The organism is Streptomyces sp. NPDC015127 (genome assembly GCF_043080095.1).
Lineage (GTDB): Bacteria > Actinomycetota > Actinomycetes > Streptomycetales > Streptomycetaceae > Streptomyces.
On sequence record NZ_JBIBVE010000012.1, the window covers coordinates 277,233 to 300,347 of the forward strand.

Below are 23,115 nucleotides of genomic sequence, written 5' to 3' on the forward strand. Positions count from 1 at the left end.
GCTCACGGCCAGAGCAGCTCGCGCTCCCAGCCGTCCCCCGTGCGCCGGTACCGCAGCCGTACGTGCCGGCGCCGGGCGTCCCCCTGGAAGAACTCGACCTCGCGCGGCCGGAGCACGTACCGCGTCCAGGTCGGCACGGGCGCGTCCGGCTCCGCCTGGGCCCGCTCCCACGCGGCCTGCGACGCCCGCGCCAGCTCGGCCTGCGAGTCCAGTACCTCGCTCTGGCGGCCGGTGAGCGCGGCGGCGAGGGCCCCCGTCGAGCGGGCGTGCAGATCGGCCTGCCCCTCCGTCGCGGTGGCCGTGTCCACCGGGCCGCGCACCCGCACCTGGCGGGCCTGGGCGGCCCAGTAGAAGCCGAGAGCGGCCTCCGGCCGGGCGGCCAGCTGCCGGCCCTTCGCGCTCGTGGAGTGCGAGGCGAAGTGCCAGCCGCGTGCGTCGGCGTCGTGCAGCATCAGCGTCCGCAGGTCGGGGCGGCCCGCGTCGTCCACGGTCGCGAGCGTCATGGTGTGCGGTTCGCACTGGCCGGCCGCGGCGGCCTCGGCGAACCAGCGGTGGAACAGTTCCAGCGGGGTGGCCGGCGCGGTGTCCGGGTCGAAGGAGGGCAGGGACGGCACGTCCCACACCCGCTGCGCGTGCAGGAGGGCCCGGAACGTCTCCTGGCGGGCGGTCTCGTCGTCGCTCATGGGGATCATTCAACGCCCACCCGATGCCACTACACTTGCAGTGGTCATGGATCGGCGGCGCAAGGAGTACGGATGAGGCAGAACCTGGCCCGGCGCGCGGCGCTCGTGGACGCCGCGATCGAGGTTCTCGCCCGGGACGGGGCGCGCGGTCTGACGTTCCGCGCGGTCGACGCGGAGGCGAAGGTCCCCAAGGGGACGGCCTCCAACTACTTCGCCAACCGTGACGACCTGCTCAACCAGGCCGGAGCCCGCATCTACGAACGCCTGCGCCCGGACGACGCCACGATGCGGGCCATGTCCTCGGGCCCGGCGACCCGCGCCCGCACGGCGCAGCTCGTCCGCGAGGTGGTCGAACGGGTCACCGCCTTCCGCACCGGCTACCTGGCACTGCTCGAACTCCGCCTGGAGGCCACGCGCCGCCCCGAACTGCGCGCGGTGCTCACGGCCCGCGTCGGCGAGGACGTCGCCCGCAACGTCGAGGCCCACCTGGCGTCGGGCCTGCCCGGTGACGCGGCGGCGGTGAAGATGATCTATCTCGCGGCGAACTGGCTGGTGGTGGAGCGCCTGACGCTCCCGGAGGTGTTCCCGCAGGAGGAGGCGGGAGTGCTGATCGAGGACCTGGTGCGGCGGATCCTCCCGGAGGACGGGGCGTAGTCCGGACGGTGGCCTCGGGATCGTACCGGCGTCCGGGGCGGGTCCCGGGTTCGGGAAGGGGCGGGGTGGGCGGACCTCAGTCCCGCCCGAGCACCACCGTTCCCGACGCGCAGAACCAGCCCCCCGTCCCGGACGCCACCGCCAGCCCCGGCAGCCGGCCGGACGCAGGGCGCACCTGGTGCGGTCCCGCCTCGCCGCGCAGCTGCCGCACCGCCTCCACCAGCAGGAACAGCCCCCGCATCCCCGGGTGGCACGCCGAAAGGCCGCCGCCGTCCGTGTTCACCGGCAGGTCCCCGTTCCGCAGCAGCCGCCCGTCCTCCACGAACGCCCCGCCCTCGCCCTTCGCGCAGAAGCCCAGATCCTCCAGCGTCACCAGCGTCATGTACGTGAAGGCGTCGTAGATCTGGGCGATGTCGATCTCGTCGGGCCGCACCCCGGCCCGTTCGAAGGCCAGCCGGCCGCTGACCGCCGCCGGCGAGACGGTGAAGTCGTCCCACTCCGACATCGTGGTGTGCGAGACGTGCTCGCCGGTGCCGAGGATCCACACCGGCGCCTTCGCCGTGTCCGGCACGTACTCCTCCGCGGCCATCAGCACCGCGCACCCCCCGTCGCTGCGGATGCAGCAGTGCAGCTTGGTGAACGGGTCCGCGATCACCGGTCCGGCCAGCACCTCGTCCACGGTGATCGGGTCGCGGAACATGGCGTCCGGGTTCGCGGCGGCGTTCGCGCGGGCCTGGACGGCGACCTCGGCGAGCTGTTCCAGGGTGGTGCCGTACTGGTGCATGTGGCGGCGGGCGGCCATCGCGTACTTGGCGACCAGCGTGTGTCCGTACGGCACCTCGAACTGCAGCGGACCGCGCGTCCCGAACGTGAGGTTGGAGGTGCGGCGCCCCGCCCTGATGTCGGCGCGGGCGGTCGATCCGTAGACGAGGAGGACCGCGTTCGCATGCCCCGCGGCGATCGCGTCGGCCGCGTGCGCGGCCATGACCTCCCAGGTGGCGCCGCCGACCGCAGTGGAGTCCACCCAGGTGGGGCGCAGGCCCAGGTACTCCGCGACGTCGACGGGGGCCAGCGCGCCGAGGCCGGCCGAGCACAGGCCGTCGACGACGGACCGGTCGAGGCCGGAGTCGGCGAGCGCGCGCCGAGCGGCCTGGGCGTGCAGGGTGTAAGGAGTGGGGCCGTCGACGCGACCGCAGTCCGAGAGGGATATGCCGACGACGGCGACCTTGCGCGGTGAGGCAGGCATGAATCTGACGGTACATCAGAAAAGGTGAGGCGTATGGTCTTCAGCAGTTCCGCCGACGTCGACGCCTACCTGGAGGAGGTCGCGGAGCCGGACCGGCTCACGGCGCTCGTCCGCATCCGGGAGCTGTGCCGGATGGAGCTGACCGGCTACGAGGAGGTCATGGCGTACGGCATGCCCGCCTACCGCCGGCCGGGCGCGGAGCCGGAGATCGCCTTCGCCGCCCAGAAGCAGTACCTGTCCCTCTATCTGATGCGTCCCGACGTGCGCGAATCCTTCGGTGCCCGGCTGGCCGGACAGGACATGGGAAAGGGCTGCCTGCGCTTCCGGCGCATGGAACGGATCGACTTCGGTCTCGTGCGCGACCTGCTGCGGGCCGCCGCCGCCGCGCCGCCCGGCCCGGTGTGCTGATCCGTCCGCTCCCCGTCTCTGGGCTTCTGGCATCGCCCCACCTAACATGACGGCCCGTCAGGTCAGGTCTGTGGGAGGAGCCCACCGGATGGACGCCGCCTCTACCGCCTTCACCCCCGCCACCCCCGTCAGCGCCTTTGCCGCCTTCACCGCAGAGCAGGAGGAGATCCGCCGCACCCTGCGCGACCTGCTCGCCAAACGGTCCGCCCCGGAGGACGTCCGGTCCGCAGTGCGCACCGGGGCCGGATACGACACCGAGCTGTGGGGCCGGCTCGCCGGCCGCCTCGGCCTGCCCGGCCTCGCGCTGCCCGCCGCGTACGGGGGCGCGGGCTGCACGCTCACCGAGCTGGCCCTCGCCTGCGAGGAGACGGGCCGGGTTCTGCTGCCGTCGCCACTGATAGCCACTTCGGGCATCGCGGCGCCGCTGATCGACGCGCTCGGCACCCCCGACCAGCGGCGACAGCTACTCCCGCGCATCGCCGACGGCTCCTTGACCTGCACCCTCGCCGTACCCGGCGGCGCCCTCGGCACCTCCCTCGCCCTGACCGCGCCCGAGGTCCCGCCCGACGGCGCGTGGGCCGGGGGAGGGCGCGCCGGAGGAATCCAGGCGCGGCCCGCGGGCGACGGGCGCCGGCTGCTGTACGGGGAGGCCGCCCAGGTCCTCGACGGCCACAGCGCGGGCCTGCTGCTGGTCGCCGCGCACACGGGAGGCTTCGCCCGGAGTCGTACGCTCCTGTTCCTGGTCCGCCCGGAGGCGGCCGGGGTGACCGTGACCCGGCAGACCGCGCTGGACGAGACCCGCCCCCAGGCGCGCGTCGAACTGCGGGACGCCGAGGCCGAGTTGCTCGGCGCGGACGACGCGCCCGCGGTGCGGGCCGCGCTCGCGGCGGCCGGGACGCATGCGGCGGTGCTGCTGGCGGCCGAGGCGGCGGGCGCCGCGGCGAGCGCGCTGGAGCGGACCGTCGAACACGTCACGGTGCGCGAGCAGTTCGGGCGGGCGATCGGTTCGTTCCAGGCGGTCAAGCACCGACTGGCCGACGCGTACGTGCACGTCCAGGCGGCCCGCTCGGCGGCGTACCACGCGGCCTGGGACCGGTCCGCGGGACCGCTGGCCCTCGCGCAGTGCCTCCAGTCGCTGCGTGCGGTCGCGGGCGAGGCCGTGCAGCTGCACGGCGGCATCGGCTTCACGTGGGAGCACGAGGCCCATCTGTACCTCAAGCGGGCGACGGCCGACGAGCTGCTGTTCGGCCCGGTCCACCGGCTGCGCGACGCCGCGGCCGAACGCGCCGGGCTCTTCGCGCCGTGCCCCTCTGGCGGGTGAAGACCGAGGAGGAGGGGGAACGCGCGACGGCGGTCACCTCATGGGTGACCGCCGTCGGCGTGACAGGACTTCGGGTGGTGCTGTGCGACGCTACTTCGTCGGCTTCTTGCCGGTGATGCCCAGGTGCACCAACAGCGCCAGGTTCGGCTTCAGTTCGGCCTGCTTTACTCCCCAGGTGGTGAAGCCCTTCTGGTGCGAGGCCACCGCGGCGAGCATCGCCACCAGCGACCCGGCCATGGCGGCGGGGCTCACGTCCTTGTCGACCTTGCCCTTGGACTGGAGCTCCTGCACCGCCTCGGTAAGGGAGTTGGTGACGGAGTTCAGGATCTTCATGCGGATCTTGTAGAACCGCTTGTCGCCCTCAGCCGCGCCGAGATCGACCACGCGGAGGATCGCGTCGTTGCGGCGCCAGAAGTCGAGGAAGCCCTCGACCAGTTCCTCCGAGGACTGCCAGCCGGCCTTGCCGACCCAGGAGCGCCCGGAGACCAGATCGGTCAACGATGCGCCTTCCTTGGCCATTTCCTCGGCGATCTCGAGGACGGCGCCCTCCACGTCCGGGAAGTACTGATAGAACGTCGCGGGGGAAGTGCCCGCTTTCCGGGCCACGTCGATGACCTTGACGTCCCGGTACGGCGAGGAGCTGAGCATCTCGCTGAGGCAGTCGAGCAGCTTCTGCCGCGTCGCCTGTCCGCGTCGTCCGGCCACCCGGCCGTCGACGGTGCGTACTTGTCCTGTCATGCCGTCAGCTTACCGAGGGGTGATCGGCGCGCGATTCGGCCGACTGCAAATGGGGGCGGGCGTGCGAGCGAATAGTGTTATCAACAGCCTGTGGACAACTTCGGTGGACAACCCACCGAGACGGTTCGTCGCGCAGGGTCACCGGATGCACTCCGTGCCCCACCTTCTGGGTGTTTGTTCGATTTCATTCCGCGCGCTCCGCGTGATGCGACGTTAGCTTGATGTGACGGGCACCACACGGAAGGGGCCACTCCATGGCCGTATTCACAGAGGGCACGCCGTGCTGGGTGGACGCGTCCCTTCCCGACGTCGAGGCGGGCAAGCGCTTCTACGGCGAGCTCTTCGGCTGGACCTTCACGGAGGGCGGCGGCGACCCGCTCCCGGGCGGCCGCTCGCGCGGCCGGTACGCCGACGCCTACAGCGGAGGCCGCCTCGTCGCCGCGCTCACCCCCAAGCGCGACGGCCGCATGCCCACCGTCTGGGGCGTGTATCTAGCCACCCCCGACGCCGCCGCGCTCGCCCGCCGCATCGCCGCGGGCGGCGGCCGGGTGATCAACGACCCGCTGCCCGTCGGCCCGGCCGGCACGGCCGCCGTCGTGGCGGACCCGGGCGGTGCGGTCTTCGGACTGTGGCAGGCGGGTGAGCGTACGGGCTTCGAGAAGCAGGGCGAGCCCGGCTCCTTCTGCTGGACCGAGGTCTACACGCGCGACAAGGAGCGCGTCGACGCCTTCTACGAGGGAGTCCTCGGCTTCCAGGGCACCGACCTGCCCGGCATCACGTCCGAGGACTTCCGCATGTGGTCGCCCGCGGGCACGGAACCGGGCGAGAGCACGGCCGTGGGCGGGCGCAGCGTGATCACCGACTCCCTGCCGGCGGAGATGCCCGGCCACTTCCTCGTCTACTTCTGCGTCGAGGACTGCGACGCGACCGCGGAGACGGTCGTCCGGCTCGGCGGCCGGGTGCGGACGGCGCCTTTCGACATCCCGTACGGGCGTACCGCGGTCCTCACGGACGACCAGGGTGCGACGTTCGCGGTGCTGGCGGAGCCCGCGGCCGCCGGACTGGGGGAGGGCCGGCTGGCCCGGCCGGTCCCTGAGCCGACGGCGGCCCCGGCCCCCCGCCTGGACCCCGAACTCCACCCGGAAACGGAGTCCGGCCGCCCGCCCGCCCCCATGCGGGAGCCGGGCCCTGCCCGGCACGCCCGGTCGGGCGAGGAGGGTGAGGAGGCGGAGCCGGGGACGGCGCCCGCCCCCGCACGGGAGCCGGGGCACGCGCGGCACGCCCGGTCGGGTGAGGAGCCGGAGTCGGGGACGGCGCCGGCTCCTGACGCGGAGGGCGGCCCCGCACGGGAGCCGGAGCCGGGGACGGTGCCGGCTCCTGACGCGGAGGGCGGCCCCGCGCGGGAGCCGGGGCCCGGGCCTGCGCCGGAGGAGGGGCCTGATCGTGACAAGCCGGGGCCCGTCCGTGCGCCGGAGGCGGGGCCCGAGACTCACGAGGAGCCGCGACCCGAGCCCTAGGGGGTGTCTCGCCGATCTTGCCGGGCTCCTCGCTGCGTTGCCGAAGCCCCGAATAGCTCCGCTATCAGGGCACTCCGGCGCATTGCGATGCTTCCCCTCGGCCCTGCGGGCCTGGGGAGACCCCACCCCCTCGGCCCCTGCGGGCCTGGGGAGACCCCACCCCCTCGGCCCCTGCGGGCCTGGGGGAGACCCCATGCACCGGACGCCGCGTCCTGTCCGGTCCTGATCCGCCGGACAGCCCCTGGCCCGGCCGCGCGCCGGAGCCGGGTGCCGACTCCCCGGAGAGGGACGGCACCGCGGGCGCCTGAGCGCCGCGGCGGGTGGGCAGCAGCCGACCGGGTGCGTGACGCCGGTCCGCCACGTCGGCCCGCCCGGGCCGAAGCGCAGCCCCGCCACGTCGGCCCCGGGGGGCAACCCGGAGGCGGCCGGGTGCGTCCCCACGGGGGGCGCGGGCCGGGAGGCATGTCCGAAACGGGGTGAGACACCCCGATCCGCCCCCGGGTTCGCAACCGCCGCCCCGGACAGGAAGAATCAGGGTGCTCACCGCAGAGGGGCTCGATGGTGAGACCCTGCACGGGGCTGTTGATGACGGGCTCCAATTCGACGGAGCCCGTACGGGGAGGTGGCACGCAAGTATGGAGCAGCTGACGCAGCACGACCCGAGACGGATCGGTCCGTTCGAGGTGCTGGGCCGGCTCGGTGCCGGCGGCATGGGACTGGTCTATCTCGCCCGGTCGGCGTCCGGCCGCCGGGTCGCGATCAAGACCGTGCGCACCGAGCTCGCCGAGGACCAGCTGTTCCGCGTCCGCTTCACGCGTGAGGTGGAGGCCGCCCGCGCGGTCAGCGGCTTTTATACGGCCGCCGTCGTCGACGCCGACCCGCGTGCCGCCGTGCCGTGGCTCGCCACCGCCTACGTACCCGCGCCCTCCCTGGAGGAGATCGTCAACGAGTGCGGGCCGCTGCCCGCCCAGGCCGTCCGCTGGCTCGCCGCCGGCATCGCCGAGGCTCTCCAGTCGATCCACGGCGCGGGCCTCGTCCACCGCGACCTCAAGCCGTCCAACGTCCTCGTCGTCGAGGACGGCCCGCGCGTCATCGACTTCGGTATCGCGTCCGGCGTCTCCAACACCCGCCTGACCATGACCAACGTCGCCGTCGGTACGCCCGCCTACATGTCGCCCGAGCAGGCCCGCGACTCGCGCAGCGTCACCGGCGCCAGCGACGTGTTCTCGCTCGGCTCCACCCTGGTCTTCGCCGCCACGGGCCACGCCCCCTTCCATGGCGCGAACCCGGTCGAGACCGTCTTCATGCTGCTGCGCGAAGGGCCCGACCTGGAGGGGCTGCCCGACGAGCTGCGCCCGCTGATCGACTCCTGCATGCAGATGGACGCGGCCCTGCGGCCCACGCCCGAGGACCTCCAGGCCCAGCTCGCCCCGCATCTCTTCTCCTCCGGCGGCGACGACAGCGGCACGGCATCCGCGTGGCTGCCAGGCCGTGCCACCGCCATGATCGAAACCCGCCGCGGCGGCGGCCGCGCCCCAGCTCCGCGCCCGGCCGAGCCCTCCCGGCCCGCACTCCAGGCGCCTCCGCCGCCGCCCGTGCCGCCCGCCCCCGCCCCCACCCCCGCCCCCACCCCCGCTCCCGAGCGCGAGCCGGCCTGGCACGGCGCGGGCGACCCCCGTTCCGGTCAGCCTGCCGCGCACTCGAGCGGCGGACCCGTACGGCTGGCGGGCGCCGCCGTGCCCATCGGGCCCGGGCTGCGCGCGGTCGGCGCCGGGCACGCCCCGGTCGCCGACGCGGGCCCGGCCACCGGCTGGATCCGCCCGCCCGGCGGCCTGAACGGCTCCGATGCCGCGGCCACCAGCGCCGTCCCCGCCCCGGCGCCCCCGCCGCCCCAGCAGGAGACCGGCCCCGGGCACTGGCGCCCGTGGCGTTTCCGCATGTCGAACGATGTGTGGGGGACGCCGGTGGTCGCCGGCGACCTGCTGTACGTCACCTCCTTCGAGGTCCACGCGCTCGACGTCGGCACCGGCCGCCGCCAGTTCAAGACGCGCGACGTCGCCTGGTCCATGGCGGTCGCGGGCGGCCGTATCCACGCCTCCGACGGGCCCACGCTCTACGCACTCGACGCCACGAGCGGCGGCGAGCGCTGGCGGCTGCAGACCGATGCCTGGGTGTACTCACTCAAGGCCGACCGCGGCACCGTCCTCACCGGCACCCGCGGCGGCGGCGTCCAGGCGTGGGAGGCGTCCAACGGCGAGAAGCTGTGGGAGATCACCGGTGCCCAGACGGACTTCGAGACGGCCGAGGCGGGGCCGGCGATCTTCGACGACACCGTCTACGTGTGGAAGGACGCCCGTCTGCGCGCCCTCGACGCCCGCACGGGCGAGGAGCGCTGGTCCTACCCCGTGGGCGACGCCGCCTCCTGCGGCAATGTGCCCGTGCGCGTACAGCCGGCGCCCGACGGCTACGTCTACGTCTCCGCCGGCACGCGCGTCCTCGCTGTCGACATCGCCTCCGGCCTGGTGCGCTGGCACTTCGAGGCGCCCGCCGTCTTCCTCTCGCCGCCCGCCTTCGCGCCGGGCCCCGCGGTGACGGGCGGCGGCGTGTACCTGGCTGACTACCTCGGCACCGTGTACGCGCTGGACGCCACCACCGGCAAGGACCGCTGGCGCATCGCCACCGAGCCCCGCCAGTCCATCGAGCCCGTACTCGTCGCGGCCGGCAACATCCACGTCGGCAGCGGCAGCGCGCTGTACACCCTCGACGCCGTGACCGGCACGCCGATGTGGCGGTTCGCGGCGGGCGGCGAGGTCGTCGGCACGCCGGTCGTCGCGGACGGCCGCGTGCACTTCGGCTCGGCGGACCACGTGCTGTACACCCTCGACGCGAGCGGCGGCCAGCTGCGCTGGAAGCTCGCCACGGGTGGTGAGATCACCGGGTCGCCGGTGGCCCGGAACGGCGTGGTGTACGCGTGCAGCAAGGACCGCTGCGTGTACGCGCTGGACGCGGCGAAGGGCACGGCGACGGGCCGCGGCCCCCGCTGACCCGGGCGCGGGGCGCTGCGCCCGCGGGCAAATCCAGCCCCGCTGGGGGCACTCCCCCTACGCCTGGCGGCGTGGGAGGTACCCCCACCCACGGCCGCCAGGCCGTAGGGGGAGTTTGAGGCGCGGGGTCCGGGGCAGAGCCCCGGCGACCCGGCCGAGGCTTCGGACCCGGCTACCGCCCGGTGGCACGGCACGGCCTGCGGCCGTGTCCTCAAACGCCGGACGGGCTGGAGTCGCCCCGGCTCGGCCCGCCCGTGTGGAGCACGGTCCCGACGGGACTCGGCCGCCGCCCGGTGGCACGGCACGGCCTGCGGCCGTGTCCTCAATCGCGGGTGCCCAGGCCACGCGCGTACGACGCGCCTGGCGGGGTACCCGCGGCGGGCGTAGCGTCAGGACCGAGAGCGGTCATGACCGGAGCGGCTGACTCAAGGAGGCCGGCGATGATCCGTAACGTCATCGGCTCGATCCTCGCTCTCGCCGGAGCGACGGCCGCCGTATGGAGCCCCTTCCGTGACTGGTACGACGGCCGTCACGGGCGCGACTACCGCGTCCAGGACCTCTTCAACGGCATCACCGGCACCGACGGCCCGCTCCTGACGTCGGTCCTGCTGCCGCTCGCCTTCGGCGCGCTGATCACGCTGCTCGGTGTGCTGCTGCGCTCGCGCCTGCTCGTCGCCCTGTCCGGTCTGATCGTGCTCGGCTTCACCGTCCTGTGGATGGTCCGCCAGGGCCAGGCGGCCGGCAGCCTGACCGTCGGCGGTGACGGGGCGGGCCTCGGCACAGGCGTCGCGCTCGTCGCGGGCGGAGGCGTCCTGCTGCTCGTCGCCGCCGTGGTCATGAGCGGCCGTCGGCGCCGCGAGGAGGAGTTCGACGAGGAGACGCACCGCCTGCCGCAGGAGGACTGGGGTCCGTACGGCCCCGACGCCGGCGGACCCGTCCCGTACGACCGGGGCCCCCACCGGTCCGGCCCGTACGACGACGGACACGGACCAGAGGGGCCGCCCACACTTCCCTCGCCCGGACAGCGGGACGAGCGCTGAGGCGTCACCGTGGAACGAGACGGCACGGCAGCGCTGCTAGGGTGACGTGCGCTCGTCAACGAGCCCCATCTGCCGACACTTTCAACGGGGGTTGAAACGTGAAGATCCGTCATGTCCGCGCGCTCGCCGTCTTCGGAATCGCACTTGTCGCCCTGACCGGAGCCCGCGGCTCCGGAGGCGCCGGCTGCGACAACAACAGCAGCTCCAGCAGCAGCGGCGGCAGCAGCCACCGCGACGACGACAGCTCCGGCAGCAGCGGAGGTTCGCTGCCCGGCGGCTCCGGCGCCGACAAGGCCGCGCGTGACATCACCATCGACGAGTGCAAGTACGACACCGCGACCAAGAACCTCACGGCGCGGATCACCGTCACCAACAGTGGCGCGCTGGACTACGACTACGACGTCACCATGAAGTTCATCGGCGCCGCCGGCGGTTCCGCCGTTCCCGCCACCGCGACCAAGACGGCGATCGCCGTCGCCGCGGGCGCGTCCGAGAGCGCGGTGCTCACCACCCCGTACACCGGTTCCGGCGACGGCTCCGAGTACACCAAGTGCGAGGTCTCCCGCGCCTCCCGCAGCTGAACCGGAGCGCCTCAGCGCACCGTGAAGCGGGCTCTGCGCCGACCGCCCCTGCCCCGCCCGCCCGTGAACAACTCGGCCTGCCGCTCCGGCGGCAGGTTCCCGAGCACGACCAGGTGCGGGGCGAGGGCGAGCGCCCCCGCCCGCGCCGACTCCGTCGCCGACCAGACCGCCCGTACGGTGCCCTGTACCGCCTCCGGCGGATACGAGGCGATCACCGCGGCGGCCCGCAGCGCCGCCGCGGCGGCCCCGCCCGGCTCCGTCAGCTCCGAGACCAGACCGGTCTCGTACGCGCGCCGGGCCGACAGCCGCTCCGCGTTCCCCATCAGCGCCGTCCGCGCCACCTCGCCCGGCGGCATCCGCAGCGCCATGTACGCCGACTCGTACGCGCTGACCATCCCGTACGACGTGTGCGGATCGAAGAACGTCGCCTCGCGCGAGGCCACCACGAACTCGCTCTCCCCGAGCAGGTAGAACGCCCCTCCGCAGGCCATGCCCTCCACCGCCGCGACGACCGGCTTCCACAGGTCGTTGGCCTTGGGGCCGATCCGCAGCAGGGGATCGTCCACCGAATACGGGGACGAGGGCTGCGGCACCTCGGCCGCACGGTCGATGCCCGTGCAGAACGCCGCGGTGCCGGCGCCCGTCACGACCGCCGCCCGCACCGTGTCGTCGAAGCGGAACCTCCGCCAGACGGCGGCCAGTTCATCCGCCATGGCGAGGTCGATCGCGTTGTGCTTCGCCGGCCGGTCGAGGGTGACGAGCGCGACGCCCGAGTCCTGGTCCGTCTCCACCCGGATGCTCACGGCCGCTCCGGCAGCCAGCGGGGGAGCCCGTTGCCGTCGAACACCGCCCGCACCGGGGCCCCGATCCGCAGCCGTGCCGGGTCGAGCGAGTCCAGCGGGGCGTCGGGGGAGGTGACGACGTTGCCGACGAGGCGGATGCGGGGGGCGTCGGAGAGTTCGACGACGACGACGTTGTACGGGGCATGGGCGGCGTAGTCGGGCAGCAGCGGCGGGTGGGGGATCGCATACGACCAGATGCGGCCGCGCCCGGACATCAGGCGCCACTCGCTGTCGAAGGACCCGCAGTGCGGGCAGCACGGGCGGGGCGGGAAGCGCGGTTCGCCGCAGGAGGGGCGGGCGCAGGACTGGACGCGGAGCTCACCGCGGGCGGCGTACTCCCAGAAGGGGGCGCCGTCGTCGTCGGTCACCGGTGCGAGCATTTCTCCTCCTCACGTCCGCAGCAGCAGGGCCGATGTGGGCACGCCCTCGCCCGCCGTCACCAGGCATGTGGCCGCCCCCGCCACCTGGGCCGTCGAGGCGCCCCGCAGTTGCTTCACGCCCTCGGTGATCAGGTTGAAGCCGTGCACGTACGCCTCGCTCAGCCCGCCGCCGCCGGTGTTGAGCGGCAGCCGGCCGCCGATCTCCAGGGCCCCGCCCTCCGTGAAGGCGCCCCCCTCGCCCCTCCCGCAGAAGCCGTACCCCTCCAGCGACAGGGGGACGAGCGGCGTGAACGCGTCGTAGATCTGGGCCACGTCGACGTCCTCGGGGCCGAAGTCGGCCTGCTTCCACAGCCGGCGTGCGGCCGTCCAGGCCGGACCGGTGAGCGGGTCGTCGTTCCAGTAGTTGACCATGCCGTGGTGCTGGGCGGGCAGGCCCTGGGCGGCTGAGTGGACGTACACCGGCCGGTGCCGGCAGTCGCGGGCCCGTTCGGCGGAGACGACGACGCAGGCCAGGGCGCCGTCCGTCTCCAGGCAGTTGTCGTACAGGCACAGCGGTTCGCTGATCCACCGGGCCGTCATGTACATCTCGCGGGTCAGCGGCCGGTCGTACATGATGGCGGCGGGATTCTGGTTGGCCCTGTTCCGGCACGCCAGCGCGACGTTGAAGAGGTGGTCGCGGGTCGCGCCGTACTCGTGCATGTAGCGGCGGGCGAGCATGGCGATCTCGTCGACGGGGCGCAGAAGCCCGAAGGGGCGCGTCCACTGGGCGGGCGTCGGCAGCTGCGCGCTCGTGTTCCGCCAGGGCCGGGGGCCGCTGCCGCGCTTGCGCGACCGCCAGGCGACGCCGACGCTCGCCTGACCGGTGGCGATCGCGGCGGCGAGGTGCGCGACGGTGGCGCAGGAGCCCCCGCCGCCGAAGCCCACCCGGGAGAAGAAGGTGACGTCCCCGGCCCCGATCGCCTTCGCCAGCTCGACCTCGTCCGTCTCCTCCATCGTGTACGAGGCGAACGCGTCGACCTCCGAGGGCGCGACGCCCGCGTCGTCGAGGGCGGCGAGCACCGCCCGGCAGGCCAGCGTCTTCTCGGACTCCGGCAGGTGTTTCGCGAAGGCGGTCTGGCCTGTGCCGGCTATCGCCGCCCGGTCCTTGAGGGTCGCCATGCCGGGCAGCGTACAGCTAATCTGACGTACCGTCAGCTACTGAGAGGGGCTTGCGATGCGACGCGGCGACCTGGAGTGGGGCTCCGTCCCGAGGCTGGTGCGGGACGCGGCCGAGCGGTACGGGCGACGGGAGGCCGTCGTCGACGGCCGCACCCGCGTCACCTTCGCCGAGCTCGGCGAACGCGTCGAGCGCGCGGCCGCCGCGTGCGTCGCCGCCGGCGTCGCCAAGGGCGACCGGGTCGCGATCTGGGCGCCCAACTCCCTCGAGTGGATCGTCTCCGCGCTCGGCGCGGTCACGGCGGGCGCCGTCCTCGTCCCCCTCAACACCCGCTTCAAGGGCACCGAGGCCGCCGACGTCCTCCGCCGCTCCCGCGCCCGGCTCCTCTTCGTCACCGGGACCTTCCTCGGCACGTCGTACGTGGCGTCCCTGCGCCGCGCGGACGGAGAACTGCCCGGCCTGGACCAGGTCGTGGTCCTCGCCGACAGCGCGCCCGACGACCCCCGCTACCGCACCTGGAAGGACTTCCTCGCGGGCGGCGACGCGGTGACCGGTGCCGAGGTCCGCGCCCGCTCGGACACCGTCTCCGGCGCCGACCCCTCCGACATCGTCTACACGTCGGGCACCACGGGCCGCCCCAAAGGCGCGGTCATCACCCACGCCCAGACCCTGCGCTGCTACGACCTGTGGAGCGACCTCGCCGGGCTGCGCGAGGGCGACCGCTACCTGATCGTTAACCCGTTCTTCCACACCTTCGGCTACAAGGCGGGCGTCATCGCCTGCCTCACCCGCGGCGCGACGATGGTGCCGCAGCCGGTCTTCAACGTGGACACCGTCCTCGCCAACATCGCCGCCGAACGGATCTCCGTCCTGCCCGGCCCCCCGACCCTGCACCAGTCGCTGCTCGACCATCCCGCCCGGAGCCGGCACGACCTGTCGTCCCTGCGCCTGGTGGTGACCGGCGCCGCGGTCGTCCCCCTCCGCCTCGTCGAACGCCTCCGGGGCGAACTCGGCGTCCCCACCGTCCTCACCGCCTACGGCCTCTCCGAGGCGAGCGGCATCGTCACCATGTGCCGCCGCGGCGACGCCCCGTCGGTGATCGCCGCCACCTCGGGCCGCGCGATCCCCGGCACGGAGGTCCGCGTCGCCGCCGGCCCCGGCGAGCCGGGCGAGGTCCTGGTCCGCGGACACAACGTGATGGCGGGCTACTTCGAGGACCCGGCCGAGACGTCCCGCACCCTCACCCCGGACGGCTGGCTGCACACGGGCGACGTGGGCGTCCTCGACGCGGAGGGCAACCTGCGCATCACGGACCGGATCAAGGACATGTTCATCGTCGGCGGCTTCAACGCCTACCCGGCGGAGATCGAGCAACTGCTCGGCCTGCACCCCGACATCGCGGACGTGGCGGTCATCGGCATCCCGGACCCCCGCCTCGGCGAGACGGGCAAGGCGTACGCGGTCCGCCGCCCGGGCGCGACCCTCACGGCGGACGACCTGATCGCCTGGTCGCGGCGGGAGATGGCGAACTACAAGGTGCCGCGCCAGGTGGAGTTCGTGGACGAACTGCCGCGGAACGCGAGCGGCAAGGTGCTGAAGGGGGAACTGCGGGCGCGGCACGGCGGGTGACCGCGCCCGGACACACCACGGCCGCGGCGGCTCCCCCTCCGCGCCGCCGCGGCCGTTCCCCGTCGTGAGTGGCTCAGTCCTGCGGAGGCGCCGGGATGTGGTTGTCCATCGTCGTGATGGTCCCGTCCTGCGGCGGCGCGGGAATGTGGTTGTCCATCGTGGTGAGGGTCCCGTCCTGCGGCGGTGCAGGGATGTGGTTGTCCATCGTGCTGATGGTGTTGTCCATCGGCGGCGCCGGGATGTGGTTGTCCATCGTGGTGATCTCGTCGCGCTTCTGCTCGCTCGTGCTCACGTCGTCCCCCATGGGGTAGTGCCGATACCTGAAGGGCCTTCCGCCCGGAGACTCCCCCGAGGGCCGCCGGACAGAAGGCCTGTGGACCTGCCCCTCCCCCGAGTGGAAGGTCCGTTGATCCGGTCCGTCTGCCCCCCGAAGCGACGGACCGGATGCCGTTGAGCATGTCGGATGAGCATAAACAAACGCTGAACGCGCAGGAGAGGTCTTTTCTCAGGCAGCCGCGAGAGGCAACAGCAGTACCCGGACCTGCTCCGCCTCGGCCGCACCCAACTGCTCGTACACCGACAGGGCCTCACGCCAACAGGCGCGGGCGCGGTCTGTCTGGCCCAGGGCGTACAGGGCCCTGCCCAGGGTCGTCAGCACATTGCCCCGCATCCGGTCGCCGCCGATGCAGCCGCTCGCGAGGGCCTGTTCGGCGTGCTGAGCCGCCGTCGCCGGCTTGCCGGTGCGCAGGTACGCGTCGGCGATGCGGAAGTGCGTGGTCCCCTCCCAGAGCCGCTGACGGTCCTCGGCGAAGATGTGCAGCGCCTCCGAGAACTGTTCCAACGCCTCGGCATGCCGCCCCGCGTGAGTAAGGGCGACCCCCAGGGCGTACATCCCGTTCGCCAGGCGCACGGTCAGCCCTATGCCGTCGTAGATGGCGATTCCCTGCTGCGCGAGTTCTATGGCGCTCGTGGTGCGCCCCAGCAGCAGGTGGACCCGGGACAGGTTGCACAGTGCGGTCGCGGCTCCGGGGAAGTTCTCGTCGGCGCGGTAGCCGTCGACCGCCTTGAGGAGATGCTGCTCGGCTTCCTCGTACCGCTCCTGCGTGAAGGCGATGATTCCCCGGTCGTTGTCCGACCAGGAGACCGGTGCCGTGTCGTTCGCGTCCACCGCGAGCAGACGGGCGCTGCGCGCCTCCTCGTCCGCCTCGTTGTAGCGTCCCGCCACCAGGTAGGCGTTCGCGAGCGTTGTGCGGGCACGGCCCTCCGCGCGGGTGTCGTCCGCCGCGCGGGCGGCGTCCCTGGCGGTCAGCGCCGTCCACTCGTACTGCTTCGAGTTGGCCCCGGATTCCCCGAGGTCCTTCGCCGCCCACAGCAGGTCCACCGCGCGCCGCAGACCAGGCCCGCCGGTGGCCTGCCGCGCACAGGCCAGCAGGCAGTTCGCCTCCGAGTACAGCCAGTCGAGAGCGGCCTGCCGGTCCTTGAACGACAGCCCCGCGCCCCCCGTGGGCTCCAAGTGGTCCACCAGCCGGTCCCCCGGGCGTTCGATCGCGTAGACCCGCGCCGCCGTCCCCAGGTAGAAGTCCAGCAGCCGCGACAGCGCCGCCTCCCGTTCCCGTGGCGGCTGTTCGTCCCGCTCCGCGCATGCACGCGCGTAGAGCCGCACCAGGTCGTGGTAGCGGTACCTGCCCGGCGCCGCCGACTCCACCAGGGACGTGTCGACCAGGGCCTCCAGCAGGTCCTCCGTCTCGTGGAGGGGGAGGTCCAGCACCGCCGCGGCCGCCGCCAGCGAGATGTCCGGGCCGTCCGCCAGGCCCAGGAGGCGGAAGGCGCGGGCCTGGGCCGGCTCCAGCTGGCCGTAGCCCAGCTCGAACGTCGCCTTCACCGCCAGGTCCCCCGCCTGGAGTTCGTCCAGCCTGCGGCGCTCGTCCGCCAGCTTGGCCGCCAGGACCGAGACCGTCCACGTCCGGCGTGCCGCCAGGCGGGACGCGGCGATACGGATCGCGAGCGGCAGGAACCCGCACGCCGCGACCACGTCCAGCGCCGCCTCCCGCTCCGCACGCACCCGTTCCTCGCCGACGATCCGGGTGAAGAGCTGGAGCGCCTCCTCGGGCGACATCACGTCCAGGTCGACCAGGTGCGCGCCCGCGAGGTCCACCATCCGCACCCGGCTGGTGATCACCGCGGCGCACCCGGCCGTGCCCGGCAGCAGGGGCCGGATCTGGGCCGCGTCGCGCGCGTTGTCCAGCAGGACGAGGACCCGGCGTCCGTCCAGCGTCGAGCGGTACAGCGCGGCCCGCTCGTCCAGCGTGTCCGGGATCGCGGAGTCCGCCGCGCCCAGGGCGCGCAGGAACGCGCCGAGCACCGTCTCCGGTTCCGCGGCCCGGTTGCCCGCGCCCTGGAGGTCCACGTACAGCTGCCCGTCCGGGAAGTGCTTGCGCGCCTGGTGGGCGACGTGCACGGCGAGAGTCGTCTTGCCGACTCCCCCGATGCCCGCGAGGGCGGAGACCGCCATGACCGAGCCATCGGCGGTGGCGAGCCGGTCGCCGAGCTCCCGTACGAAGGAGCTGCGCCCGGTGAAGTCGGGGACAGTGGCTGGCAGTTGGGCGGGGCGTGTGACCTGCGGGGCGGGTGACGGCTCCTCGACCGGCCGTGCCAGCTCCGCGTCGGCCTGCAGGATGCGCTGCTGGAGTCGGGCCAGTTCGGGCCGCGGGTCGACGCCCAGTTCGTCGGCGAGCAGGCGCCGGGTGTCGGCGTACACGGCCAGGGCCTCCGCCTGCCGCCCGCTCCGGTACAGCGCGAGCATCAGCAGCTCCCGCAGCCGCTCGCGCAGCGGATGCGCGGCGGTGAGCGCGGTCAGCTCCGAGACGGCCTCCGCGTGGCAGCCGAGCTCCAGGTCGAGATCCAGGCGCGTCTCCAGCAGTTGCAGACGCCATTCCTCCAGCCGGGCGCGCTGGTTCTCCGCGTACGGCCCGGGGACGTTGGCCAGCGGCTCGCCGTCCCACAGGCCCAGCGACTTGTTGATCAGCGCCCGGGCCTGGGAACGGTCCCCGGCGGCGCGCGCCTTGTCCGCCTCCGCGGCGAGATCCTGCGCCACGGCGAGGTCGAGGGCGTCGCGCCCGGTCCGCAGGGCGTAGCCGCCGGACTCGCTCACCAGGGCGTCGGCGGGCAGGGACTTGCGCAGCCGGGAGGCGTACGTGCGGACGGCGGCGAGCGCCTGCGAGGGCGGTTCCTCGCCCCAGATCGCGTCGATCAGCTCCGAGGCCGTCGCGGTCCGCCCGTCGCGCAGCAGCAGCGCGGCGAGCAGGGCGCGTTGCTGCGGTGAGCCGGGCGGCAGGGTCTCCGCGCCGCGCTTGACCCGGACCGGCCCGAGCACGCTGAAGTGGAGCCGGGCCGCGTCGTCCGCGCCGCTGTGCAGCGGAGCGCGCTGATTCGGTACGCGTGGCCCGCTGTCACGGTCCATTGGCTGCCCCCTGCCCGTACTGCCGGAAAACGCCCTCGACAGTCTGCCCTGTAGGGGGCGGCCCCGTCAGCAGCGGGGCACCTCCGTCTCCCGCCTGCCCGTGTGAGCCTCGTCCCAACCCTGATCAGGGGCGATAGACCGTGTTCCGCTGTAGGGGCACCCGGAGCGAGGATTTCTGGGGAGCTCGGGACCGTGACGAAGGTTTGACGTGCTCCGCGACCTAAAGGCCGCGGATTCCTGCCACGGTCTTCCGACCGTCTGGGTGGCTTCCTGCTTCAACGCGCTGCGCCGGGACGTTGGCCCTGGTCTTACCTGCGCTCTGCGAGGCGTTTAGCCTGTCCGCCCGTCCGGCGGCCAGGGTGTTCTTGGATGCGTTGTCGTCTCGATCGTGGAGGGTTCCGCACTCTTTACAGGTCCATTCGCGGACATGCAGGGGTTTGGGGCCGTCCTTGACGCCACAGGCGGAGCACACCTGTGAGGTCGGCTCGAAGCGGCCGATCTTCCCGAAGTACCGGCCGTGCTTGGCGGCCTTGTACTCCAGCATGCTTACGAACGTGGACCACCCCGCGTCGTGTACGGATTTGGCCAGCCGGGTGCGGGCGAGGTCCGCCACCGCAAGGTCTTCCACGTACACCGCTTGGTTGTTGCGGATGATCTGCGTGGATGCCTTGTGGTGCCAGTCCCGGCGCCGGTCGGCCACCCGGGCAAGCTGCCGCCCGACCTTGGTGCGGGCCTTGGCCCGGTTCTTCGATCCCTTGGCCTTACGGCTGAGCTCCTTCTGCAACCGCTTGAGCTTCTTCTCAGCTCGACGCAGAAATTTCGGGGAGGAGATCTTTGTGCCGTCGGACAGAACCGCGAACGTGGACAGGCCGAGGTCGACGCCGACTTCGGTGTCCCGCGTGGGGAGGATGTCCGGTTCGGTGTCCACGACGAAGCTCACGAAGTACCGGCCGGACGAGTCCAGGATCACGGTCAGGGACGTGGGCGTGGCCGGCAGCGGCCGGGACCATTTCACCCTCAGATTGCCGACCTTGGCCACATACACCGTGCCGTCGTCCCGAAGGCAGAAGGCGTTGGTGTTCAGGCGGATCGACTTCCGTGTGTCCTTCTTCGACTTGTACCGGGGCGGGGAGATCTTCGACCCTTTACGCCTGCCCTTGAGTGAGTCGAAGAAGTTCTTGTAGGCGGTGTCCAGATCCCGCAAGGACTGTTGCAGCACGACCGCCGAGACGTCAGCCAGCCAGGCACGTTCCTCGGTGCGCTTGGCCTGGGTGATGCGCAGCCGGGACAGCTCGGCCGACGTCACATAGGGCAACCACGCCGCATGCGCTTGTTCCCGGTCGCGCAGGCAGTCGTTCCACACCACGCGAGCACACCCGAACGCACGGGCCAGCGCCGTGCGCTGAGGTGCGTCCGGGTACACGCGGTAGTTGTAACGTAACTGCATGCAGCCAGGCTGGCTGAAGTGGTTTGTCCGGCGCACTGGAAAACGATGCGGAGCATTCGCCGGCTTGCGTCTCCTTGGCCTCGTAGTGAAGTGCCCGGTGAGGTATGTGGTGGCAGAACTGGCCGTTCCGAACGGCGCGGAACGTGCGAGCACTGTGACATGAAGCTGACGAACCGTCAGATCGGCGCTACCGTGGATTCATGGAGACCTTCCCCAAGATCATCTCGGTGGACGACCACACGGTGGAGCCCCCCAATGTCTGGCGGGACCGGCTCCCGTCGAAGTACCGCGACATCGGCCCGCGCATCGTCCGGGCCCCGCTCAAGGACATGACGTTCCTGGGCGGAAAGTTCTCCCCGGTCATGGGAGCGCCCGGGGACGACGGCCCGATCGGCGACTGGTGGGTGTACGAGGACCTGCACCGGCCCCTCACCCGCCTCGACACCGCGGTGGGCTGTGACCGCGACGAGATCAGGCTGGAGATCATCACCTACGAGCAGATGCGGCCCGGCTCGTACAGCGTCCCCGACCGGCTCGCCGACATGGACGTCAACCACGTCCAGTCGGCGCTCTGCTTCCCGACCTTCCCCCGCTTCTGCGGCCAGACCTTCACCGAGGCCGCCGACCGTGAACTCGGCCTGCTGGGGGTGCGGGCCTACAACGACTGGATGGTCGAGGAGTGGTGCGGCCCCGAGGCCCGCGGCCGGCTGATCCCGCTCACCCTGGTGCCGCTGTGGGACGCCGAACTCGCCGCGGCGGAGGTGCGGCGCAACGCCGCGCGCGGGGTGCGGGCCGTCGCCTTCTCCGAGATACCCCCGCACCTCGGGCTGCCGTCGATCCACACCGACGACTGGGACCCCTTCCTCGCGGCGTGCGACGAGACCGGCACGGTCGTCGCCATGCACATCGGCTCGTCGAGCCGCATGCCCTCCACGTCGGCGGACGCGCCGCCCGCGGTCGGCTCCACGATCACCTTCGCCAACTGCTGCTTCTCGATGGTCGACTGGCTGATGAGCGGCAAGTTCGAACGCTTCCCGAACCTGCGGATCATGTACGCCGAGGGCCAGATCGGCTGGATCCCCTACATCCTGGAGCGGGCCGACGTCGTCTGGGAGGAGAACCGCGCCTGGGGCGGCGTCGCCGACAAGGTCACCCGCCCGCCCTCCGAGCTGTTCGCCGAGCACGTCTACGGCTGCTTCTTCGACGACGCCTTCGGCCTGCGGAGCCTGGACGCGATCGGCGCGGGCAATGTGCTGTACGAGACGGACTATCCGCACTCGGACTCGACCTGGCCGAAGTCGAAGGAGGTCGGCGAGTCCCAGATGGGGCACCTGCCCCCGGACGTGGTGGACCGCATCGTGCGCGGCAACGCGATCGAGCTGCTGGGCCTGACGGAGGAGGGGCTCTGGGCGGGCGCGTGAGGGCGCGGGGGCCGTGTCCGAGGGCGGCCCGCTACCGAGCCGCCTTCGGGGCAAGCGTCTCGGGGCGGCCCGCTACCGAGCCGCCCCCGTTCGCGGGAGCATGCTCGGCATGACGCTCTCCATCGCCGAAGCCGACAAGATCCTCTCCGACAACTTCGCGCCCTGGGTGCTCGACCTCGGGCTGACCGTGCTCGAGGCGGGCGACCTGCACGCGGTGCTGAGGCTGCCCTGGTCCGACCGCCTCGCGCGCGAGGGCGGGGCGCTGTCCGGTCAGGCGCTGATGGCCGCGGCCGACACCGCGACCGTGATCGCGGTGTCGTCGGCGCGAGGTGTGTTCGTCCCGATGACCACGGTCCAGCAGTCCACCACCTTCCAGCGGGCCGTCACGGGCGCGGACGTCCTCGTCGACGCGCGGATCACCAAGCTGGGAAAGCGCATGGCGTTCGCGGAGATCACGATGACGGCGGAGGGCACGGACGCCCCCGCGGCCCGCGCCTCGACGGTGTACGCGCTGCTGGGGTAGGCGGCGCCCGGGGCCTTGCCTGATGGCCCGGCGGGCACGACCATGGGCGGGCCATCGTTTATGACGATCCGTCAGATCCGAGGAGTCCCCCATGGTCGCCTACGGGATGCAGCTCCCGGTCCAGTCCCAGAGCACCCTCTACGCCGAGCCCTGGGAGGTCGAAGCCGGGCCGGAGGCGCTCGTCGAGGTTGCCAGGGCCGCCGACCGGGGCGGCTTCGCGTACATCGCCGTCTGCGACCACGTCGCGATCCCGCGCCGGCTCGCCGACGCCATGTCCACCGTCTGGTACGACCCCGTCGCCACGCTCTCCTTCCTCGCGGCCGCCACCGAGCGGGTCCGGCTCCTCAGCCATGTCGCCGTCGTCGGGCTGCGTCACCCCCTGGTGACTGCCAAGCAGTACGCGACCCTCGACCATCTCTCCGGCGGGCGGCTGGTCCTCGGCGTCGGGGCCGGGCATGTGCGGGAGGAGTTCGACGCGCTCGGCGTCGACTTCGACGCCCGCGGGCCCGTGCTGGACGAGACCCTCGACGCGCTGCGGGCGGCGCTCGGCCCCGAGGAGTACCCGCGGTTCGCGGGGGAGCGGTTCTCGTTCGACGGGCTCGGGCAGCGGCCCCGGCCCGCCCAGGAACGCGTACCGCTCTGGGTCGGCGGCTCCTCGCCCGCCGCCGTGCGCCGTGCCGCGCTCAAGGGCGACGGCTGGCTGCCGCAGGGCGATCCGCGCGACCGGCTGCCCGCGCAGATCGCCCGCATCAGGACGCTGCGCGAGAAGGCCGGTGTCGAGACGCCGTACGTGATCGGCGCCATCACCGAGCCGCTCTACGTCGGCGAACCCGCCTGGCGCACCGGCCGCAGGACCCTGACCGGCAAGCCGCAGGCCCTCGCCGACGCGCTGCGCGCCTACGCGGTGATGGGCGTCGACCAGATCCAGGTCCGCTTCCGCAGTCGTGGTGTGACCGAACTGACGGACCAGATGGCGGCGTTCGCCGCCGACGTGGCCCCCCATCTCGCATGACACGAAGGAGCAC

General features: G+C 72.9%; 19 protein-coding genes and 1 pseudogene. 11 read left to right on the forward strand and 9 right to left on the reverse strand.

Annotated elements, in window-relative coordinates:
• Positions 1-2: 2 nt before the first annotated feature.
• Complete coding sequence (locus ACF08N_RS24760; protein ID WP_392326857.1) at positions 3-683, reverse strand: pyridoxal 5'-phosphate synthase; 681 nt, start codon at positions 681-683, stop codon at positions 3-5.
• Positions 684-755: 72 nt separating this feature from the next.
• On the opposite strand from ACF08N_RS24760, the gene ACF08N_RS24765 reads away from it, so the two are divergent.
• A complete protein-coding gene (locus ACF08N_RS24765) occupies positions 756-1,337 on the forward strand; it encodes a TetR/AcrR family transcriptional regulator (protein WP_392326858.1) in 582 nt (193 codons plus the stop codon).
• 76 nt (positions 1,338-1,413) lie between these two features.
• Here ACF08N_RS24765 and ACF08N_RS24770 read toward each other — a convergent pair whose 3' ends face one another.
• Complete coding sequence (locus ACF08N_RS24770) at positions 1,414-2,583, reverse strand: acetyl-CoA acetyltransferase (RefSeq protein WP_392326859.1); 1,170 nt, start codon at positions 2,581-2,583, stop codon at positions 1,414-1,416.
• Between the two features lie 33 nt (positions 2,584-2,616).
• On the opposite strand from ACF08N_RS24770, the gene ACF08N_RS24775 reads away from it, so the two are divergent.
• Together ACF08N_RS24775 and ACF08N_RS24780 are read left to right on the forward strand one after the other, a co-directional pair.
• A complete protein-coding gene (locus ACF08N_RS24775; protein WP_392326860.1) occupies positions 2,617-2,991 on the forward strand; it encodes an iron chaperone in 375 nt (124 codons plus the stop codon).
• Positions 2,992-3,079: 88 nt separating this feature from the next.
• Positions 3,080-4,312, forward strand: coding sequence for an acyl-CoA dehydrogenase family protein (locus ACF08N_RS24780; RefSeq protein ID WP_392326861.1), 1,233 nt, complete (start codon positions 3,080-3,082; stop codon positions 4,310-4,312).
• A gap of 90 nt (positions 4,313-4,402) precedes the next feature.
• Here ACF08N_RS24780 and ACF08N_RS24785 read toward each other — a convergent pair whose 3' ends face one another.
• A complete protein-coding gene (locus ACF08N_RS24785) occupies positions 4,403-5,050 on the reverse strand; it encodes a TetR family transcriptional regulator (protein ID WP_307714933.1) in 648 nt (215 codons plus the stop codon).
• A gap of 254 nt (positions 5,051-5,304) precedes the next feature.
• Here ACF08N_RS24785 and ACF08N_RS24790 point away from each other — a divergent pair.
• The 4 genes and pseudogenes from ACF08N_RS24790 to ACF08N_RS24805 form a co-directional block, all read left to right on the forward strand.
• A pseudogene (locus ACF08N_RS24790) lies at positions 5,305-6,105 on the forward strand (VOC family protein); the annotation flags it as partial.
• A gap of 1,097 nt (positions 6,106-7,202) precedes the next feature.
• On the forward strand, positions 7,203-9,611 hold the full coding sequence (locus ACF08N_RS24795; RefSeq protein ID WP_392326862.1) for a PQQ-binding-like beta-propeller repeat protein: 2,409 nt from the start codon (positions 7,203-7,205) through the stop codon (positions 9,609-9,611).
• 440 nt (positions 9,612-10,051) lie between these two features.
• Positions 10,052-10,651, forward strand: a complete 600-nt coding sequence (locus tag ACF08N_RS24800; RefSeq protein WP_392326863.1) for a hypothetical protein — start codon at positions 10,052-10,054, stop codon at positions 10,649-10,651.
• Positions 10,652-10,749: 98 nt separating this feature from the next.
• Entirely contained in the window at positions 10,750-11,232 is a 483-nt protein-coding gene (locus ACF08N_RS24805; RefSeq protein WP_392326864.1) for a hypothetical protein, read from the forward strand.
• An 11-nt stretch (positions 11,233-11,243) separates the two neighbouring features.
• On the opposite strand, the gene ACF08N_RS24810 is transcribed toward ACF08N_RS24805, so the two are convergent.
• Genes ACF08N_RS24810 through ACF08N_RS24820 form a run of 3 tightly spaced genes read right to left on the reverse strand, consistent with a single transcriptional unit; the run spans position 11,244 to position 13,612 of the window.
• Positions 11,244-12,035 carry an enoyl-CoA hydratase/isomerase family protein gene (locus tag ACF08N_RS24810; RefSeq protein WP_392326865.1) on the reverse strand — a complete coding sequence of 264 codons (792 nt, stop codon included), beginning with the start codon at positions 12,033-12,035 and terminating at the stop codon, positions 11,244-11,246.
• Positions 12,032-12,454, reverse strand: coding sequence for a Zn-ribbon domain-containing OB-fold protein (locus tag ACF08N_RS24815; RefSeq protein WP_392326866.1), 423 nt, complete (start codon positions 12,452-12,454; stop codon positions 12,032-12,034). The genes ACF08N_RS24810 and ACF08N_RS24815 overlap by 4 nt, the downstream gene beginning before the upstream one ends.
• A gap of 9 nt (positions 12,455-12,463) precedes the next feature.
• Entirely contained in the window at positions 12,464-13,612 is a 1,149-nt protein-coding gene (locus ACF08N_RS24820; RefSeq protein WP_392326867.1) for a lipid-transfer protein, read from the reverse strand.
• Between the two features lie 55 nt (positions 13,613-13,667).
• On the opposite strand from ACF08N_RS24820, the gene ACF08N_RS24825 reads away from it, so the two are divergent.
• Positions 13,668-15,239 carry a FadD3 family acyl-CoA ligase gene (locus tag ACF08N_RS24825; protein WP_392326868.1) on the forward strand — a complete coding sequence of 524 codons (1,572 nt, stop codon included), beginning with the start codon at positions 13,668-13,670 and terminating at the stop codon, positions 15,237-15,239.
• 73 nt (positions 15,240-15,312) lie between these two features.
• Here ACF08N_RS24825 and ACF08N_RS24830 read toward each other — a convergent pair whose 3' ends face one another.
• The 3 genes from ACF08N_RS24830 to ACF08N_RS24840 form a co-directional block, all read right to left on the reverse strand.
• Positions 15,313-15,531, reverse strand: a complete 219-nt coding sequence (locus ACF08N_RS24830) for a hypothetical protein (protein ID WP_392326869.1) — start codon at positions 15,529-15,531, stop codon at positions 15,313-15,315.
• A gap of 213 nt (positions 15,532-15,744) precedes the next feature.
• Positions 15,745-18,699 (reverse strand): BTAD domain-containing putative transcriptional regulator, encoded by a 2,955-nt coding sequence (locus tag ACF08N_RS24835; RefSeq protein WP_392326870.1) that lies wholly within the window; start codon positions 18,697-18,699, stop codon positions 15,745-15,747.
• Positions 18,700-18,919: 220 nt separating this feature from the next.
• The gene (locus ACF08N_RS24840; protein WP_392326906.1) at positions 18,920-20,146 is read right to left on the reverse strand and encodes an RNA-guided endonuclease InsQ/TnpB family protein; all 1,227 of its coding nucleotides are present in this window, start codon (positions 20,144-20,146) and stop codon (positions 18,920-18,922) included.
• A 200-nt stretch (positions 20,147-20,346) separates the two neighbouring features.
• On the opposite strand from ACF08N_RS24840, the gene ACF08N_RS24845 reads away from it, so the two are divergent.
• The 3 genes from ACF08N_RS24845 (at position 20,347) to ACF08N_RS24855 (ending at position 23,102) form a co-directional block, all read left to right on the forward strand.
• Positions 20,347-21,567, forward strand: coding sequence for an amidohydrolase family protein (locus tag ACF08N_RS24845; RefSeq protein ID WP_392326871.1), 1,221 nt, complete (start codon positions 20,347-20,349; stop codon positions 21,565-21,567).
• Between the two features lie 109 nt (positions 21,568-21,676).
• Complete coding sequence (locus tag ACF08N_RS24850) at positions 21,677-22,090, forward strand: PaaI family thioesterase (RefSeq protein ID WP_392326872.1); 414 nt, start codon at positions 21,677-21,679, stop codon at positions 22,088-22,090.
• 91 nt (positions 22,091-22,181) lie between these two features.
• Positions 22,182-23,102: an LLM class F420-dependent oxidoreductase gene (locus ACF08N_RS24855; RefSeq protein WP_392326873.1), complete on the forward strand. Its 921-nt coding sequence runs from the start codon at positions 22,182-22,184 to the stop codon at positions 23,100-23,102.
• Positions 23,103-23,115 lie beyond the last annotated feature (13 nt).